The sequence below is a fragment of the Archangium gephyra genome (assembly GCF_042230915.1).
GTDB lineage: Bacteria > Myxococcota > Myxococcia > Myxococcales > Myxococcaceae > Archangium > Archangium gephyra_B.
In genome coordinates this window covers 4097640-4112599 of the sequence record NZ_CP102578.1, presented here as the reverse complement: position 1 = coordinate 4112599, position 14960 = coordinate 4097640, and the positions used below count along the sequence as shown (strand labels likewise).

Genomic DNA, 14960 nt, shown 5'->3' with positions numbered 1-14960 from the left:
CTCTCTGGGAGCACACTCTGTCATGAGCGCCCGGGGTGGGCACTACTCGCGGGTCCGCGCGCGGGACTCCGTCGGAGCAGCGCTTCGACTCGGCTCCCCCTCCTCCACCGTCCAGGACCACACCGCCTCGTAGGGGTGGAGCCAACCCGCGGCCTGGAGCGCGGCGAACAGGCCCTCCTCGATGACGAGTGGCTGGCCGAACATCCGTCCCAGCGAGGTCCGGCTGCGAGGCGGGTAGCGCATGGCCGCCCTGCCCTGGATCTCCAGCCTCCAGCCCGTCCCCTGGGGGTACGCCACCGCATCGAGATACAGGGGGCTGTTCAGCGCCAGCGCGACCCGGAGCGAGTCACGCCCCAGGTCCCGCTTCGTCCACTGCACCCCCCGCCTCGTCAGCTTCACCGGCCCTCCTGCCCGCCCCCGGCGCCGGGCCTCTTCCAGGAGCTCCCGGACGTTCTGCCGGACGAGCGGCGATTCCATGGCGAAGTCTCCCCGCCACTCGCGCACCGGGGACCCGGGCACGAACATCCACAGCGTCTCGCTCGCGACTTCCGGGTAGCCGAGGGCATATCCCCCCAACCCCATCGCCAGGTTCAACGTGGCCACCTGCACGCGCTCGGGAAGGGAGAGCCTCCAGCCATTCGTGGCCAGGCTCTCGGCGAGGGTGTCCAACCGGTGCTGGATCTCCCGGGCCGCGAGCGGAGCCCCGGCCGTGAGCCCGAGCACCCCCCCCACGAGGGCCGTCAGCCGGATGCCGCGGGAGAGCCTCCGCGGAGCCAGCGCGACACAGAGCGCCGCGAGCGCCACGCTGGGAATCCAGAGCAGGAGGATGGCGGCGATGCCCAGGGCGCCCACCGCCGCCGCGAGCAGCACGCCCCCCAGCACACGCGGCAGGAGGGCCAGAATCGGGAGCAGCTTCGGAGCGAGACGCATGTCCCGAGTAGAACCGGCTCCGGGCGGAGTGCGCGGCGCAAGGGAGCCAGCGGTCCATTCCGGAGGATGACCGGACGCAACCCGGCTCCGGCTGGCGAACGGCTCCGCCCGTCAGGCGGCTCCGCGCGCCTCGGCTTGCGGCTCGGTGGAGGGCTTCTCGGCGAGCCCGGCCTGGCGGAGGGGGAGCTCGATGCGCAGGCGGGCGCCGCCCTCCGGACGGTTGCTGGCGGAGAGCGTGCCGCCGAACTGCTCCACCAGCTCGCGCGACAGCGTCAGGCCCAGGCCGGTGCCTTTATCGGGGTTCTTGGTGGTGAAGAAGGCCTCGAAGAGCCGGGGCAGCACATGCGGGGCGAAACCGGGCCCGTTGTCCTCGACGAGCAGCACCACGCGCTCCTGCTCGGCGCGGCCGATCAACCGCACCTCGCTGCCCGGCACCGGGTGGGACTCCAGCACGTCTCCAGCGTTGATCAGCAGGTTGAGCACCACCTGCAACAGCCGCTGCCGTACGACGAAGACCTCCGGCAGCTCCGCGGGCACGTCCACCTGAAGGAAGGACACGTGCTTCAACCGGAGCGAGGCCAGCTTCATGGCATCGGCCACCACGTCCCCCAGCGAGCACGCCGCGGGCTCATCGGCGTCCATGCGCGCGAAGCCCCTCAGGTCCGAGACGATCTGCCGGATGTGCTGGATGCCCACGCGCGTCTCCGTGAGCACCTCGGCCAGCTCCTCCCGGTTCAGCTCCCGCGCCTCCAGCAGCTCGGTGTGCACGTAGTTGACGTTGGAGCCCACGTAGGCCAGCGGGTTGTTGATCTCATGCGCCACGCCCGAGGCCAGCCGCCCGACGATGGCCAGCTTCTCCGACTGGGCCCGGCGGTGCTCGCTGCAGGCCAGCGCCTCGAGCGACTCGCGGCGGGCGCGCTCGAGCCGGGCCTGCTGCTCCACCTGCTGCACCTGGAGCGTCTGCTGGGCGAAGTACGCCCCGAGCAGCGCGATGCCCGTCACCACCGACATCCAGGTGAGGGTGTGGCTGAGGGAATGGCCCTCCCGCCACAGGAGCATGGCCGTCCCGGCGATCCCCACCGCGCCGCACACGATCACGGACCGCACGTGCCGCCGGTAGATGAGGGAGATGGCCAGGGGCAGGACGGGCACCATGATGAAGTAGGGGCCACCCACTCCCCCCATCTCCACGGTGAGCCCCAGGACGCAGGCCGTGGAGACCAGCACGTTCAGGTCCGTGAGCAGGCCGCCCCACTGGGGCCGCAAGCGGATCATGTACGTGTAGCCCAGCATGCTCGCGGCCCACACCACGCGCAGGCCCAGCATCCAGGCACTGAAGCGGCCGAGGTAGAGGCTGTCCACCCAGAAGAAGACGAGGATGACCCCACAGAGCACCCGGACGATCCGGCGGCTCCATACGCCCTCCTGGGGGATGGTCTCGGGCTGCTCCAGCTCGGGTTCAGAGGAACGGAGCATGAGGGAGATCACGGGAAAGGAGGGTCCTGGGCATCGTCGGCAGGGCTGTCCTTGAAGGCACCTATAAGGTTAGCACACGGCCAATCGAGGGCTGGTGATCCTTCCCCTGCCCGACGGCGGGCCTCATCCTTCCTTGACTCGGTAGGGGTCACTCTCTAGGTTGATCCCCTTCTTCTCCTCAGTACTTAGCGAAGGACGTTCCCCACCATGGCTCGCGTCACAGTCGAAGACTGCCTCCCCCTGGTCGACAACCGCTTCGCGCTCGTGCTGCTGGCGGCCAAGCGCGCCCGTCAGCTCATGGCCGGCGCCCGCCCCATCATCGAGATCTCGAAGAACAAGCCCCCCGTGCTCTCGCTGCGCGAGGTCGCCACGGGCCGGGTGAAGTTCGACCGGGACGTGCGCGAGGCCCTCACCGGCAAGTACTCCAAGGACGACAAGGCCAACGGCGCCTAGTCGCCGGAGCCCTCCGGGCGTATCACCCCGGACAGGGCGAGGCTGGCCCCCGCGCGCAGCAGCATCCTGGCCGCGCGCGCGGCGATGGCCTTCTCGCCCTTGTAGCCCAGCAGCGCCGCCACCCGCGTCAGGGGCACCCAGCGTGTCTCGTCCACCTCCACCCGGTGCCCCGCGTGCTGGATGTCTCCGAGCACTCCGGACTGGTAGCGGAACAGGTAGAAGTGCACCCGCTTGAAGATGCGCTGGCCTCGGAACTGGTAGACGTAGCGGATCTCCCCCAGCGGCGCGACGAGCGTGGCCTTCAGGCCCGTCTCCTCCCACACCTCGCGCACGGCCGTCTGCTCGGGCGTCTCCCCCGGGTCCACATGCCCCTTGGGAAGCGCCCACAGGGAGCGGCCGTGGGGCCGGATGACGGCCACCTCCAGCTCGCCCCCCTGGTCTCGGATGACGACTCCTCCGGCGGACGCCTCACGCGGCATGGGAGGGGAAGTTAACCGATGAACGGCCGCCGCGGTCAGGAGACTTGTCCGAAGTGCCTCAGCTTGGCTTCTGCGCCCAACCGGTACGCGTAACGCAGGTCCGTCAGCAGCCGCTCCAGCCGCCTCCCCGTCACGTGGCCCATCAGCCGCGAGCAGAAGTTGCGCGACAGCCGGTTGGCCTCCTCGTACCGCCAGCGCTCCGCCTCCGACAGCCGCTCCCGGTAGGACACCCGATCGAACAGCCTGCCCAGCAGCTCCGCCGCCCACGCCTCCACCCCATCCCCCCACCGGTGCAGCAGGCACAGGGCGAACTTGTCCACCTCCGCCTGCGCCTCCAGCTCCAACAGGGAGACGGTACGCCCATGTGTGGCAGTGTGCGCCACATAGAGGAAGTGGGAGACGCCCTCGGCGAGCTGGCAGAAGCCGTCCAGCTCCCGCTCGAGCAGCGAGTCCAAGGGGCCGCTCTCGTAGGGTTTGAGGCGGTGGAGCAGGGCGGGGGCGAGGTAGAGGGCCATCTCCAGCTCCCCTTCCGCCTCGTGGACGAGGAGCTCCTCGTCGCACCGGCCGGTAGCGCCCAGCTGGACGGCGGCCTCGGTGTCCACCACGAAGCCCTCCGCCCGCGCCGCGCAGGTGATGCCGTAGATGGCCTCCAGGTGCTCCTGCACTCGGCCTATCATTCAGAGCCTCCCGGCTTCAGTTCGGCAGGCCCTTGGGCAACACCAGGCCGGCATCCACCAGCACCTGCTCCAGCTTGTCGTTGCCGGTGCGCACCCAGCTCTCGTACACCTTGAGGGCGCCCGAGGGGCCGTTCTGCACCAGCCCGCGCGCGGCGATCTCCTCCAGCACGTCCACCAGGGCGCGGAAGCGGGCGCTCAGCTCCCGGTAGACGGCGGCGAAGCCCGCGGCGGGAGCCAGGTCCGCCAGCTGCCCGTAGGCCGCCCCGCCCATCTGGATGTAGTAGTCCTGGCCCACGGGGCCCTCGCGCAGCGCGCCGGAGAAGAAGCCGGCCTGGTAGAGCGAGACGTCTCCCAGCCGCCGCAGCGTGCGGATGCGCTCGTCGCGCTGCTGCTGGAGCGAGCGGTGGTAGAGCATCGCCAGCGGCTCCTGCTCCTTGCGCCCGTCCTCTCCCTTGCTGAACAGGTTGTCGGTGCAGGCGAACTCGGACAGCAGGTTGACCAGGTAGAACTCGGTCGTCTCCCCGACGGCGAGCTTCTGGCGCCGGATGACTTCTTCCAACAGCGCCTTGAAGAACTCCTTCAACGACGGGGCCGTCACCAGTTGACTCATGGACTATCGACCTCCAACACCCCCGGGGTTTTTGCGGGCCGGGGACGCCACGTAAAAGTTACCAACGCCCCCCCACACGCGGCAAAGAGACCTCCAGTCATTCCAGGCACTTACGCTGGCACTCGACCCTCGCGACTGCCAGAACCGGGGGGGCTCCACCCCTGTCCGCCGCCCAACGTCCACAGAGAGACAGAGGCGAAAATCCCAATTGTGACGGGGACTTGGCAGAACCCCTCCCCGTGGTCCCGGCTCGCTTGACGGGTCGACTTCGCTGGTTATTATCCCGCGCGCTGGCTGATTGGCACTCGCGAGGTGCGAGTGCTAACGGCCCGGGCCGCGAGGCCCTCATCCCCAACCCCCATGGGTGCTCCGCATGCCGGGGCGCCCCAGCTCAAGGAGACAGACCATGAAGATTCGTCCCCTGCAGGACCGCCTGATCGTCAAGCGCGTGGCCGAGGAGAACAAGACCAAGGGCGGTCTGTTCATCCCCGACACCGCCAAGGAGAAGCCCCTCGAGGGCCACGTGATCGCGGTCGGCAACGGCAAGGTGCTCGAGGACGGCAAGGTCCGCCCGCTCGACATCAAGGCCGGTGACACCATCCTGTTCAGCAAGTACGCGGGCACCGAGATCAAGATCGACGGTGAGGAGCACCTCATCCTCCGTGAGGAGGATGTGCTCGGCGTGATCGAGAAGTAGTCCCCACCCCCGCTCCTCAACCCTACCCAAAGGAATTCATCACTATGGCGAAAGACATTCTGTTCGACGTGCGCGCTCGCGAGGCCATTCTCCGCGGCGTCAACATCCTGGCCGACGCGGTCAAGGTCACCCTGGGGCCCAAGGGCCGCAACGTGGTGATCGAGAAGTCGTTCGGCTCGCCCACGATCACCAAGGACGGCGTGACCGTCGCCAAGGAGATCGAGCTCGAGAACAAGTTCGAGAACATGGGCGCGCAGATGGTGAAGGAGGTTGCCTCGAAGACCTCCGACGTGGCCGGTGACGGCACCACCACCGCGACCGTGCTGGCCCAGGCCATCTTCCGCGAGGGCGCGAAGCTGGTGGCCGCCGGTCACAACCCGATGGACATCAAGCGCGGCATCGACAAGGCCGTGGCCGCCATCGTGGCCGAGCTGAAGAACCTGGCCAAGCCGACCAAGGACAAGAAGGAGATCGCCCAGGTCGGTACCATCTCCGCCAACGGCGACACCACCATCGGGCAGATCATCGCCGACGCGATGGAGAAGGTCGGCAAGGAGGGCGTCATCACGGTGGAGGAGGCCAAGGGCCTGGACACCACCCTGGACGTGGTCGAGGGCATGCAGTTCGACCGCGGCTACCTCTCCCCGTACTTCGTGACGGACCCGGAGCGCATGGAGGTCGTCCTCAACGACTGCCTCATCCTCATCAACGAGAAGAAGATCTCCTCGATGAAGGACATGCTCCCCATCCTCGAGCAGGTGGCCCGCTCCGGCAAGCCGCTGCTGATCATCGCCGAGGACATCGAGGGCGAGGCCCTGGCCACCCTGGTGGTGAACAAGATCCGCGGCGTGCTCAACGTGGCCGCGGTGAAGGCGCCGGGCTTCGGTGACCGCCGCAAGGCCATGCTCGAGGACATCGCCACCCTGACGGGCGGCCGGATGATCGCCGAGGACCTGGGCATCAAGATGGAGACGCTGACGCTCAACGACCTGGGCAAGGCCAAGCGCATCACCATCGACAAGGACAACACCACCATCGTCGACGGTGCCGGTGCGCAGAAGGAGATCGAGGCGCGCGTGAAGCAGATCCGCGCCCAGATCGAGGAGACCAGCAGCGACTACGATCGCGAGAAGCTCCAGGAGCGTCTGGCGAAGCTGGTGGGCGGCGTGGCCGTCATCAACGTGGGCGCCGCGACCGAGACGGAGATGAAGGAGAAGAAGGCCCGCGTGGAGGACGCGCTCAACGCGACCCGCGCGGCCGTCGAGGAGGGCGTGGTCCCTGGCGGTGGCGTGGCCCTGCTGCGCTGCTCCAAGGTGCTGGACAGCGTCAAGGTGGACGCCGGTGAGAAGTTCGGCGTGGACATCATCCGCCGCGCCGTCGAGGAGCCGCTGCGCCAGATCGTCGGCAACGGCGGCCTCGAGGGCAGCGTCATCGTGAACAAGGTCAAGGAGGGCACTGGCTCGTACGGCTTCAACGCCGCCACCAGCGTCTACGAGGACCTGCTGGCCGCGGGCGTCATCGACCCGGCCAAGGTGAGCCGCTACGCGCTGCAGAACGCGGCCTCCGTCGCCTCCCTCATGCTCACCACCGAGGCCATGGTGGCCGAGCGCCCGAAGGAGGAGAAGGACATGCCCGCCGGCGGCGGTATGGGCGGCATGGGCGGCATGGGCGGTATGGGCGGCATGGGCATGTAGTCGCCCCCAGGCCCCGGAGCGCGGCTCACCCCGCGCCCCGGTGTCTCCCAGACGGCCTCCGGTTCCCTCGTGGAGCCGGGGGCCGTTCGCGTTTCAGGGAGCCGAGCGTGCGCCGGGTGGCGTGGCGTCCCTCCGCCTCTTAGTTTGGAGGGAGACACGAGGAGGACACGCGTGAAGCCCGTCAAAATCTACACCACCACCTATTGCGGTTACTGCGTCCGGGCCAAGGATCTGCTGACGCGCAAGGGCGTGAAGTACGAGGAGCTGGACGTCACCGGCGACGACGACATGAGGTCGAAGCTGGTGGAGATGAGCGGCGGCCAGAGGACCGTGCCGCAGATCTTCATCGGCGACACCCACGTGGGGGGCTACTCGGATCTGGCCCGGCTGGAGAGCGAGGGGCGGCTCGACCCGATGCTCCAGTGAGGGAGCGGCCCAGGCCTCCCGGGGGCAGGCGGGCAGCCGTGCTCCCCGGGCATCCCGATTTCCCCGTGCGCAGGTTGCCCGGAGCAATCCGCTCACGCACGGAGGTGGACGATGGCAGAGACAGGGGAACAGGCCACGGGGACCAAGGACGAGAACTACGACGTCATCAGCGTGCTCTACCACTGTCTGAAGGGCGCCTCGGATATCGGCCAGTACATCCAGGACGCCGAGGACAGTGGCGATCAGGAGCTGGTGGACTTCTTCCGCGACTACCAGGACGCCCAGAAGGACCTGGCCGAGCGCGCGAAGAACCTGCTGGGGGCCCGGCTGGCCCGGACCGAGGGCGTGAAGTCCAGCGGCAAGACCCAGGTCAACGCGGGCAAGAAGCTCAAGGCCAAGGGCGGCGCCTCCCCCGGGGCCCAGACCAACGCCAAGGTGAAGTCCGGCGGCAACGCCTCGGATGACATCGTGGACGAGGAGTCCAAGGAGTCCTTCCCGGCCAGCGACTCGCCGGCCCGGTACTAGGGGGCCTCGAACAGCCGATGAAGCACGCGTGCCCGGGGGGTGGCTCTCCCCCGGGCCGCTTCGTTTTCCGCGCCGCCGTCCGGGTGGGAATCTTCCTGGGCGGCCGCTGCCCTGACGCGCCGCCCCACACAGCCCGACACTAACGCTTGCTCCCGCCGTACGAGCCCCATAAACAGGAAACTCCCGCGTCGCTGGCGGAAGTACCCAGTCCGCCGCCCCGGGATGGAGGGTCTACGCCAATGATCGACGACAGGCCGGAGGTCACCCAGACCGTGCAGAGCCCCGAGGGGCGCTCGACACGGATTCAAGTGCGTGACTGGACGGTGGAGGTGGTGGCCGGCCCGGACAAGGGCAAGAAGGTCACCACGCAGGATGCGCTGCTGCGCGTGGGCTCGGATGTGGCGAGCGATCTGGTGCTGAGCGACCAGACGGTGAGCCGCCGGCACATCGAGTTGGAGCGCACCAGCAAGGGCATCGTCCTGCGTGACCTGGGCAGCCGCAACGGCACCTTCCTGGACGGCCATCAGGTGATGCAGGCGCTGCTGCAGCCGGGTGACAAGGTGATGCTGGGCAAGACGAAGCTGGCGCTCAAGCAGGAGGCGCGCGCCACCGAGGTGGAGGTGATGGGCGGGGCGGATGCCTTCGGCGCGCTGGTGGCCACCTCGGAGAAGATGCGCGTCGTCTTCGCGCAGCTGCGCGGCATCTCCCGGGAGGACATGAACCTCCTGCTCGAGGGCGAGACGGGCACGGGCAAGGAGCTGGCGGCGCGCGCGGTGCACGAGCACTCGCGCCGGCGCCATGGCCCCTTCAAGGTGGTGGACTGCAACCTCATCACCGAGGAGAAGGCCGAGCGCGAGCTGTTCGGCGGCCTGCGCTCCAGCGGCGACGAGGGCGGCAAGGGCGTCTTCGAGGCGGCCCAGGGCGGCACCCTCTTCCTGGACGAGGTGGGCGAGCTGCCGCTGTCGCTGCAGCCCAAGCTGCTGCGCGTGCTGGAGTCGCGCGAGGTGCCCTCACTGGATGGGGCGCCGGTGCCGGTGGACGTGCGCGTCATCGCCTCCACGCACCGCAACCTCGAGGAGGACGTGCGCCAGGGCCGCTTCCGGGCGGACCTCTACTACCGCCTGGCGGTGGCGCGCGTGCGCCTGCCCCCGCTGCGCACCCGGCGCGAGGACATCCCCGTGCTCGCCCAGTCCCTGCTGCGCGGCCTCAAGTCCTCCTTCGAGCTCACCCCCCAGACGCTCGCCCTCTTCGAGGGCTACGACTGGCCCGGCAACGTGCGCGAGCTGCGCAACGTGCTGGAGCGCGGCGCCCTCATGCAGGAGACGGGCAACGTCAGCTGGCTGGACTTCATGGCCCAGCCCGAGCGCAAGGACGAGGGCCAGCAGCCCACCACCAGCGTGGCCGCGCTCGTCACCGGCATGCCCTACCACGAGGCCAAGGACCGGGTGGTGGCTGACTTCGAGCGGCTCTACTTCGCCGAGGTCATGCGCGTGTCCAACTTCGACATGAAGACGGCCGAGCAGCACACCGGCCTGTCCATGCAGAGCCTCTACCGCCTCCTGAAGAAGAATGGGCTGCGGTTGAAGGATCTCAAGAATGCCGAGGGCCTTGATAAATAGGCCCTCGCTTTCCCCCAACCCCAAGGGAGTTCCCCCAACATGATGCGCCGTATCGCCATCGCGTCCATCCTCCTCGCGGCCGGGTGTGCCGGCCAGCAGCAGGCCCAGAAGAAGGGTCCGACCTCCACCGAGGAGCGGATGCGCATCACCAACCAGCCGCCCTTCGACGTGGCGGTGTGCCAGCCCAAGGCCCTCACCCTGCCCCAGCCCCCCAACGAGGGCATCCTCGTGGGCGCGCTCCTCAGCACCCGCCCCGAGGTGCTGGAGTGCCTGGTGAACCCCAAGTCGCGCGGTGATGCCGAGGCCACCCGCGTGGTGGTGAAGACCACCGTCAACGAGCAGGGCGGCACCCACGCCATCACCGGTGAGAACCTCACCCCCGAGGGCACCGCCTGCATCCAGAAGGTGGTGGACTCGCGCGTGCCCCTCACCGCCCTGCCCAAGGGCGCCCAGGAGGTGACGTCCGAGAGCACCTTCGTCCACGAGGTGGGCAACAGCGCCAGCGTCAAGTTCGGCATCAACCCGGGCTCGGACTTCTCCGGCACCGTGCGGCTCGCCCAGGAGAACTGGTGCGAGTGCTATGCCCCCTTCACCACCAAGGCCCCGCCCCAGCTCAAGGCCTCCGTGGAGCTGAAGAAGGAGTCGCCGACCGCGGCCGCCATCACGTTCGAGCCCACCAACACCCCCGAGGGTGACCAGCTCGCCGCCTGCCTCCAGGCCAAGATGATGGCCCTGCCGGCGAAGCTGGAGGTGGATCAGCTGAAGTTCCCCTACCGCTTCACCCACTTCCACTCGCAGGCCACCGAGTCCTCGGCGGACATGTCGCCCGAGCTGCGCTTCTACCAGCTGGATCTGCTGCGCAATCAGCGCGCCGCCAACACGGCCATCGCCTTCGGCGCCCGCGCCAACGCCGCGGAGACCTACGAGGCCGTCATCACCAAGTTCCAGAAGACGCCTCCGAAGAAGCAGTACGATCTGCTGCCGGAGCTGACCAGCAAGTGCAACGCGCTCGTCGAGTCCTCCAAGCAGTCGGTGGACGCCCTCTCCGCGCAGCTCCAGGCGGAGCAGCAGTCGCTGGCCAACGTCCAGGAGCTCAAGGCCAAGGACGCGGCCTGGGGCGAGCTGGAGGGCAAGCTGCAGGAGTCCGTGACGGCCACCGAGCAGGATGTGAAGAACGCCCAGGAGCGGCTCAAGGCCGACCAGGGTGCCTGCCCGAAGGTCAACTACAAGTGACCGGCGCCCGGCAACGGGCCTGACATGACGAAGGCGCGGGGCCCTCCCGACGGGTTCCGCGCCTTTCGTCTTTCCGGGCTCCTCACGGGGAAGGCGTGCCGAGCGGGATGTCGCCCAGCTCGAGCAACTGGCCTTCGCGGAGCCTCACCGGGCGGCTCTCCCTCACCACCTCGTCCAGGCCGAAGATGAGCAGCATGTGCTCGCCCGCAGGCAGGCCCTCGACGAGGAAGCGGCCATCGGCCCGCGTGGTGTCCTCGTACTGGGTGGTATCGCCCGACGAGATGAAGATGGACGCGCCGGCCACCGCGGCCCCCGTCTTCGCGTCCACGGCCCGGCCGCGCAGGCGGGCCATGTCGCGCAGGAGGATCTCCACCTCGGCGCTCGCGCCAGGAGCCAGCGCCACCTCCGCCTCTCCCCGGGCTCCATCCCTCGTGCGCACCTCCAACAGCACGCGCTCGGCCGGCACGTCCTTCAGCTCGAAGCGCTCCGCCGCGAACTCCTGGTCGCTCCCCGTCCACGAGGCCGGGCCGGCCTCCAGCGGCGCCACGCCGAGGGTGAAGCCGCGCACGGGAGCACCGTTGGCGCGCACCACGCGGCCGCGCACCGAGGCCGCCGGCTGAAGCTTCACCACCACCTGCTGCCCGGCCCTCGCCCCCTGGACGGTGCCGAAGCGTCCTCCGTTGCTCGCGCGCAACGAGAGAGAGAACTCCTCGGGAATCGAGTGCTGGAAGCGCCCCTCCGCATCCGCTCTCATCCAGAAGTGCGCCCGCTGATCCTCCATGGGGCCCTCCGCGATGACGATGGCCGAGGGTGAGGGCGCGCCGTCCGGCTCGAGAACGCGCCCGCGCAGCAGGCCCCGCGGGGACTCGGGCTGCTCGAGGAGCAGCTCCACCCGGGCCGTCTTCCCCGCCTCCACCGTCACCTGCTCCGGACCGCGCGGGCGAGGGCCGTCCTTCCCCAGATGCTCCGCGTACACGTCGTAGAAGCCCGGAGGGAGCACCATCCGGAAGGAGCCCGCGCCCTCCACTTCGACCGCTGCACTGTCCCCTGGAGCGCGGCCGCTCTCTCCCTGATTGCGGTAGGCATTCACCTCGATCACTCCGGGGGGCAGCGGGCCCGAGGCCATGCGGACCACGCCCTCCAGGGTGCCCGTCTCGTCGAGGGTGAAGTCCGCCCGCGCCGTGCCGCCCTCCTCGATGAACACGAACTGCTCCTCCCCGGCCGTGGCCCCCTCGCGACGCGCGACGAGGCGCTCCGGGCCCGCGGTGAGGCCTTCGAGCCGGTAATGACCCTCGGCGTTGGTGCGGGCCTCGGCGGGCGAGGTGCTCGGGCCCGCCTCCGTCCAGTGCTCGCCGCCCACCACCCGCACGCCCGCGAGGGCACGGCCCGCGGAGTCCCTCACCGTGCCCTCCACCGCGCCGGTGCCCGCCAGCTCGAGTTCCAGGAGGAAACGATCGCCCGGTGTCAGCGTCAGGCTCTGCCGGATGTCCTCGGAGAAGCCCGCGGCGGCTACCGCCACGTCGTAGAGCCCGGGAGCGAGGCCCCCCACGGAGAAGCGGCCCTCCGCATCCGTCACCGCGCGGCCCGAGTCCCCATTGAGGCCAGCGGGGCTGACGTCGACGGTGGCCCCCACCACGGGAGCCTTGCTCGTGCGAGCCACCACGCGGCCCTCGATGCTCGCGCTCGCGCCGAGCCGCACCCGCACGTCCCGCACCGTCCCGCCAGCGGCCACCACCACGGGCGTGTCCAGCGCTCCCGCCTCGTCTCCCCGGCGCGCGGACACCGTATGGCTCCCGGCCTCCACCTCCGCGGAGAAGCCGCCACCCTCGCCCGTGGTGACCACCTGCTCGGTGATGCCGCCACTCACCCGCACCTCGGCGCCCGGGGCGGGCCGCCCCTCGGCATCCACGACGAAGCCCTCGATGATGCCCGCCCGGGAGAGGGCCACCTCCAGCGGTCCCTCCGAGGGCACACGCACCGCGTTCAACAGCGCGGGCCCGTGTCCTGGAGCCTCGGCCCGCAGCAGCCAGATGCCGGCGGCCAGTCCCTCCACCCGGAAAGCGCCTCGGGCATCGCTGTGGGCGTACACCCGCTCCTCGCGAGGCGCATCCACGTCCTCCCACGGCCTCAACTTCCGGCCATGGGCGATGAGGGAGAGCTCCACCAGGGGCAGGGGCTCGCCGGTGCCCTTCTCCACGGTGCGCCCGTCAAGGGCGTGCCCTGCTTCCAGCGTCAGTCGCAGACGGGTGAGGGCCTCGCCATGGGGGCGCACGACGTCGTGCGATTGCGTGGCCTGCCCCGGGGCCCGGGCGGTCACGAGGTAGTTTCCGGGTCGCGAGGGCAGCCGCACACGGCCCTGGGCATCCGTGGCGCCCGAGCCCGCCAGGCGCCACGCCACCTCGCCCAGGTTGGGATCGCGAGGGCCACGCCAGTACAGCCGCACGCTGGCGCCCGGCACGGGCCGCTCCTTGGCGAACACCTCCACCCACAGGACACCATCGGCCTCGGTGGCGGGGTGGTCGAGCGGTGGAGTGCCTCCCGCCTCCGCCGTGCCGCGAACCTCCGGGGCCTCGGCACGTTCCGTCCGGGCGACCGGGCGCGGCCGCTGTGGACGCGAAGGCACGGCCTGGGAGTCACCCGAGGGCGCTTCGGCCTCGCGCGACGGAAGGGTGAGGAGCAGCAACAGCCCGAGCCCCAGTCCCAGGACCCCTACCGCCGCGAGCGTGCGCTTGCGCATGGGGCGGTTCTACCTCCCTCTTCGCCTCGAACGCTCCTCGAATGCCCGGGCGGGCATCCTCCCCAGGGGGATTGCCCATGAGCCCACGGCGGTTTAGGAATACGGAGTAACGGGTGGCGAGGGACGCTGCCCCACGAGTCCCCGGAGGCATCCATGAACGCTCCCATTGCGCTTGCCGTGGTTGACGCCCTGTTCGCCCAGGAGGCGCGGGCCGCCTAGCCGGCCGAAGGTCCGACGCAGCGTGGTTCCGCTCCCTGCTGGGCGCCCTTGAATCCCAAGGTGCGCCGCCGGCACCGCTCTGCCCGGAGTTCTTCACCGTGTCTCTCGAATCCCTCGGTTGGGGTCCCGACCTCGACCACGCTTTCTCCCAGCTCCTCACCCAAACCTCTCCTTCCCTCGTCCCCGGGCGCGTCGTGCGCCAGGACCGCGGGCTGCTCACCCTCCAGACCTCCGAGAGGACCGTGCTCGCACGGCCCTCGGGACGGGTCCTCCACCACGCGCCCGGCGCCGAGGCCCTGCCCACCATCGGAGACTGGGTAGCCCTGCGACTCCCTCCCGGCGAGGGCGAGGCCCTCATCCACGCCGTCCTCCCCCGCCGCGGCGTCCTCATGCGGCGCGAAGCGGGTCACGAGCACGCGGCGCAACCCATCGCCGCCAACCTCGACGTGGTGTTCCTCGTGACGGGGTTGGATGGCAACTTCAACCCCCGCCGCATCGAACGGGCGCTCACCCTGGCGTGGAACAGTGGCGCCACGCCCGTGGTCGTGCTCAGCAAGGCGGACCTCGAGCCGCAGGCGGCCACCCGGGTGCTCGAAGTCGAGGCCCTCGCCCCCGGCGTGACCGTCCTCGCGCTGAGCATGCTCACCGGCGAGGGGCTCGAGGCAGTGCGCGCACAGCTCCCCGCCGGAAGGACGGGCGCGCTGCTCGGCTCCTCGGGCGTGGGCAAGTCCACCCTCGTCAACCAACTGCTGGGTGAAGCGCGTCTGGAGACCCAGGCCGTCAGCGCCGAGGGCGACAGGGGCCGCCACACCACCACCCACCGGGAGCTGTTCGTGCTGCCTCACGGAGGGCTGCTCATCGATGGGCCCGGCATGCGCGAGCTCGGGCTGTGGGGCGAGGAGGAAGGGCTCGAACACGCCTTCGCGGACATCCTCGAGCTGGCCGATGGCTGCCGCTTCCGGGATTGCACCCACCAGCGCGAGCCCGGATGCGCGGTTCGCACCGCCCTCGAGACCGGAGTGCTCTCGAAGGAGCGGCTCGCCAGCTACGAGAAGCTGCGGCGCGAGCAGGCCTGGCAGGCCCGGCAGTCGAGTCCCGCCGCGCAACACGAACAACGCCGTCACGCGCGAAACCAGACCGTGATGGGGTGGGAGCACTCGCGCGCCAAACGGCGAGGGAAGTGAA

Annotated in this window: 14 protein-coding genes; 8 read left to right on the top strand and 6 right to left on the bottom strand. The window is 69.9% G+C overall.

The genetic code is table 11. From position 1 onward, the window contains the following. Nucleotides 1-42 precede the first annotated feature (42 nt). Complete coding sequence (locus NR798_RS16630) at nt 43-930, bottom strand: hypothetical protein (RefSeq protein ID WP_375772454.1); 888 nt, start codon at nt 928-930, stop codon at nt 43-45. A gap of 111 nt (nt 931-1041) precedes the next feature. After that, nucleotides 1042-2406: a sensor histidine kinase gene (locus NR798_RS16625; RefSeq protein ID WP_375772453.1), complete on the bottom strand. Its 1365-nt coding sequence runs from the start codon at nt 2404-2406 to the stop codon at nt 1042-1044. A 207-nt stretch (nt 2407-2613) separates the two neighbouring features. Here NR798_RS16625 and rpoZ point away from each other — a divergent pair, with 207 nt between their 5' ends. Continuing rightward, nucleotides 2614-2859 carry a DNA-directed RNA polymerase subunit omega gene (gene rpoZ, locus NR798_RS16620; protein ID WP_375772452.1) on the top strand — a complete coding sequence of 82 codons (246 nt, stop codon included), beginning with the start codon at nt 2614-2616 and terminating at the stop codon, nt 2857-2859. Here the strand turns inward: rpoZ and NR798_RS16615 are convergent. The 3 genes from NR798_RS16615 to NR798_RS16605 are packed head-to-tail and all read right to left on the bottom strand — an operon-like array spanning nt 2856 to nt 4625. Further along, nucleotides 2856-3338, bottom strand: a complete 483-nt coding sequence (locus NR798_RS16615) for an NUDIX hydrolase (RefSeq protein WP_375772451.1) — start codon at nt 3336-3338, stop codon at nt 2856-2858. The two genes, rpoZ and NR798_RS16615, sit on opposite strands and share 4 nt — an antisense overlap. 35 nt (nt 3339-3373) lie before the next feature. Next, a complete protein-coding gene (locus NR798_RS16610; protein WP_375772450.1) occupies nt 3374-4015 on the bottom strand; it encodes a hypothetical protein in 642 nt (213 codons plus the stop codon). Between the two features lie 16 nt (nt 4016-4031). Beyond that, nucleotides 4032-4625, bottom strand: coding sequence for a hypothetical protein (locus NR798_RS16605; RefSeq protein WP_375772449.1), 594 nt, complete (start codon nt 4623-4625; stop codon nt 4032-4034). A 406-nt stretch (nt 4626-5031) separates the two neighbouring features. Between NR798_RS16605 and groES the strand changes: the two genes are divergently transcribed. The 6 genes from groES to NR798_RS16575 all read left to right on the top strand — a co-directional run bounded on the left by groES (nt 5032) and on the right by NR798_RS16575 (nt 10819). After that, on the top strand, nt 5032-5322 hold the full coding sequence (gene groES / locus NR798_RS16600; RefSeq protein ID WP_267538613.1) for a co-chaperone GroES: 291 nt from the start codon (nt 5032-5034) through the stop codon (nt 5320-5322). 44 nt (nt 5323-5366) lie between these two features. Continuing rightward, nucleotides 5367-7016 carry a chaperonin GroEL gene (gene groL, locus NR798_RS16595; RefSeq protein ID WP_375772448.1) on the top strand — a complete coding sequence of 550 codons (1650 nt, stop codon included), beginning with the start codon at nt 5367-5369 and terminating at the stop codon, nt 7014-7016. 171 nt (nt 7017-7187) lie between these two features. Further along, nucleotides 7188-7442 (top strand): glutaredoxin 3, encoded by a 255-nt coding sequence (grxC, locus tag NR798_RS16590; RefSeq protein ID WP_375772447.1) that lies wholly within the window; start codon nt 7188-7190, stop codon nt 7440-7442. A 111-nt stretch (nt 7443-7553) separates the two neighbouring features. Next, nucleotides 7554-7967, top strand: coding sequence for a hypothetical protein (locus NR798_RS16585; RefSeq protein WP_375772446.1), 414 nt, complete (start codon nt 7554-7556; stop codon nt 7965-7967). Between the two features lie 239 nt (nt 7968-8206). After that, entirely contained in the window at nt 8207-9586 is a 1380-nt protein-coding gene (locus NR798_RS16580; protein ID WP_375772445.1) for a sigma 54-interacting transcriptional regulator, read from the top strand. 39 nt (nt 9587-9625) lie between these two features. Then, entirely contained in the window at nt 9626-10819 is a 1194-nt protein-coding gene (locus NR798_RS16575) for a hypothetical protein (RefSeq protein WP_375772444.1), read from the top strand. A gap of 82 nt (nt 10820-10901) precedes the next feature. On the opposite strand, the gene NR798_RS16570 is transcribed toward NR798_RS16575, so the two are convergent. Further along, on the bottom strand, nt 10902-13556 hold the full coding sequence (locus NR798_RS16570; RefSeq protein ID WP_375772443.1) for a carboxypeptidase regulatory-like domain-containing protein: 2655 nt from the start codon (nt 13554-13556) through the stop codon (nt 10902-10904). Nucleotides 13557-13873: 317 nt separating this feature from the next. Here NR798_RS16570 and rsgA point away from each other — a divergent pair, with 317 nt between their 5' ends. Continuing rightward, complete coding sequence (gene rsgA, locus NR798_RS16565) at nt 13874-14959, top strand: ribosome small subunit-dependent GTPase A (protein WP_375772442.1); 1086 nt, start codon at nt 13874-13876, stop codon at nt 14957-14959. The last annotated feature ends 1 nt before the right edge of the window (nt 14960 follow it).

What these genes read in the sequence shown, in the direction of transcription:
- NR798_RS16570 (WP_375772443.1), bottom strand. Translation starts at nt 13,556, where the DNA reads ATGCGCAAGCGCACGCTCGCGGCGGTAGGGGTCCTGGGACTGGGGCTC.
- NR798_RS16615 (WP_375772451.1), bottom strand. Translation starts at nt 3,338, where the DNA reads ATGCCGCGTGAGGCGTCCGCCGGAGGAGTCGTCATCCGAGACCAGGGG.
- NR798_RS16585 (WP_375772446.1), top strand. Translation starts at nt 7,554, where the DNA reads ATGGCAGAGACAGGGGAACAGGCCACGGGGACCAAGGACGAGAACTAC.
- NR798_RS16610 (WP_375772450.1), bottom strand. Translation starts at nt 4,015, where the DNA reads ATGATAGGCCGAGTGCAGGAGCACCTGGAGGCCATCTACGGCATCACC.
- groES (WP_267538613.1), top strand. Translation starts at nt 5,032, where the DNA reads ATGAAGATTCGTCCCCTGCAGGACCGCCTGATCGTCAAGCGCGTGGCC.
- NR798_RS16625 (WP_375772453.1), bottom strand. Translation starts at nt 2,406, where the DNA reads ATGCTCCGTTCCTCTGAACCCGAGCTGGAGCAGCCCGAGACCATCCCC.
- NR798_RS16630 (WP_375772454.1), bottom strand. Translation starts at nt 930, where the DNA reads ATGCGTCTCGCTCCGAAGCTGCTCCCGATTCTGGCCCTCCTGCCGCGT.
- NR798_RS16605 (WP_375772449.1), bottom strand. Translation starts at nt 4,625, where the DNA reads ATGAGTCAACTGGTGACGGCCCCGTCGTTGAAGGAGTTCTTCAAGGCG.
- NR798_RS16580 (WP_375772445.1), top strand. Translation starts at nt 8,207, where the DNA reads ATGATCGACGACAGGCCGGAGGTCACCCAGACCGTGCAGAGCCCCGAG.
- NR798_RS16575 (WP_375772444.1), top strand. Translation starts at nt 9,626, where the DNA reads ATGATGCGCCGTATCGCCATCGCGTCCATCCTCCTCGCGGCCGGGTGT.
- groL (WP_375772448.1), top strand. Translation starts at nt 5,367, where the DNA reads ATGGCGAAAGACATTCTGTTCGACGTGCGCGCTCGCGAGGCCATTCTC.
- rpoZ (WP_375772452.1), top strand. Translation starts at nt 2,614, where the DNA reads ATGGCTCGCGTCACAGTCGAAGACTGCCTCCCCCTGGTCGACAACCGC.